3 protein-coding genes are annotated in these 1,377 nt (G+C 54.4%); all 3 read right to left on the minus strand.

What is annotated here, in order from left to right; all coding sequences use genetic code 11:
• On the minus strand, positions 1-196 hold a 196-nt coding region (locus RMSM_RS02895; RefSeq protein WP_008691328.1), incomplete at its 3' end, for a hypothetical protein.
• 15 nt (positions 197-211) lie between these two features.
• Positions 212-922, minus strand: coding sequence for a LamG domain-containing protein (locus tag RMSM_RS02900; RefSeq protein ID WP_008691329.1), 711 nt, complete (start codon positions 920-922; stop codon positions 212-214).
• Positions 923-933: 11 nt separating this feature from the next.
• Positions 934-1,200: a hypothetical protein gene (locus RMSM_RS02905; RefSeq protein ID WP_008691332.1), complete on the minus strand. Its 267-nt coding sequence runs from the start codon at positions 1,198-1,200 to the stop codon at positions 934-936.
• Positions 1,201-1,377 lie beyond the last annotated feature (177 nt).

Consider the following 1,377-nt stretch of genomic DNA (forward strand, 5'->3'; position numbering starts at 1 on the left):
AGGTGCCATCGAGAAAGGCGTCTCCGTCATCACCATCGATAAGCGACCCCACCGCCACCGCGGTCGCCCATCGTCCCGATACAAACCGGCTGTACTTTGCCGAAGTGATTCCGGAAACATCAAGATTCGTCAACGGATCGTCCGTTGCGGACCAGACCCGAAAATAGAGACGTGGATAGGTGGGGTTTGGTTTCATTTCAATGCACGATGTCTAAAGAGAAAGCAGGCCACGTCGCACACCGGTCATGTAGTCGGGTCCTTTGGGAGTTCCGCCGGGTTGGTAGGCGCGAACGGACGCAAGTGCCGACATTTCACCTGCAGTCAATTCCCGATTAAAAATGCGGCAGTCATCCCATTTGCCTTTGGCATAGCCATAGCCTTCATACCCGAGCAACACGTTGGCCGACGATGCCGACGGTACCGTGATGGATTTGGTTCCCGCAAGCGTTCCGTTGATATAGAACTTTAACGTTGTTCCCGATCGCGTTGCACCACAATGCACCCACTGGTTTTGCGGGCAATTTGTATCGCTGTTGACTTGCGACGATCCGTTCCAGTACTGCAGTTTCTGGCTGTGCGTCGACGGGCTTAGCCACAATTGAAACTGAGCACTACCGCCAACCCGCTGGTTCAAGAGAATCGAATCATTGGTGGAAGGTTTGTAAACCCAAATCGCGAACGAGTGTGACGAAACCGGTACCGCGTTTAATGTCGTCGCAACGTAGTCATTCGTTCCATCGAGATCGATCGCTCGTACACCACCGTGTTCAGTGTCCGCTTTCCATGCGGTTGCGGGTGTGGCGTTGGTGAGTGTGCCGTCGTTCCCATTTCCGCTCAGATCGGTAATGGTTGTAGTGCCATTTCCTGCATTATCAAGCGATGGACATAGCCAAATGATTTCGCCGCCAAGTCCCGTTGGCATCGGGGGTACCTTTAATGATCAACCGTCGCGGATGTTTCGTTCGTTTGCGATTTTGCTGCTGCCACGGCTGCGTTTAGGATGCCGGGGACGGAAGCCAAGCGTTTGCCCTTGATCGCAGCGACACATTTCGATTTTGTTGCGTCATCGATGTGGGCGACCTTGACCAACGCTTCGTGATGCGAACATCCGGTTGCTCGGCGGTATACGTTGGCGATTCCTGCGTCGTCGATCGCGGTGGCGTCTGGGGTTATGGTTCGCTTTGTTCGTGCTTTGGCCATGAATCAAGCAATCAATAATGGAGCGTTGGTACCGTCCCAAGTGCACACCACTTGGACCACGGATTGGGCACGTGCGGGGCCTTGACCCGATCGGTTTTGATAAGTCGCCAAACCATGCGCGGTGATTTCGATGTCGTCGACGGCCGAGAATCCGATGCCGTCGGTCTCGCGTTGTCT

It is taken from the genome of Rhodopirellula maiorica SM1 (assembly GCF_000346295.1).
In the GTDB taxonomy this organism is placed as follows: domain Bacteria; phylum Planctomycetota; class Planctomycetia; order Pirellulales; family Pirellulaceae; genus Novipirellula; species Novipirellula maiorica.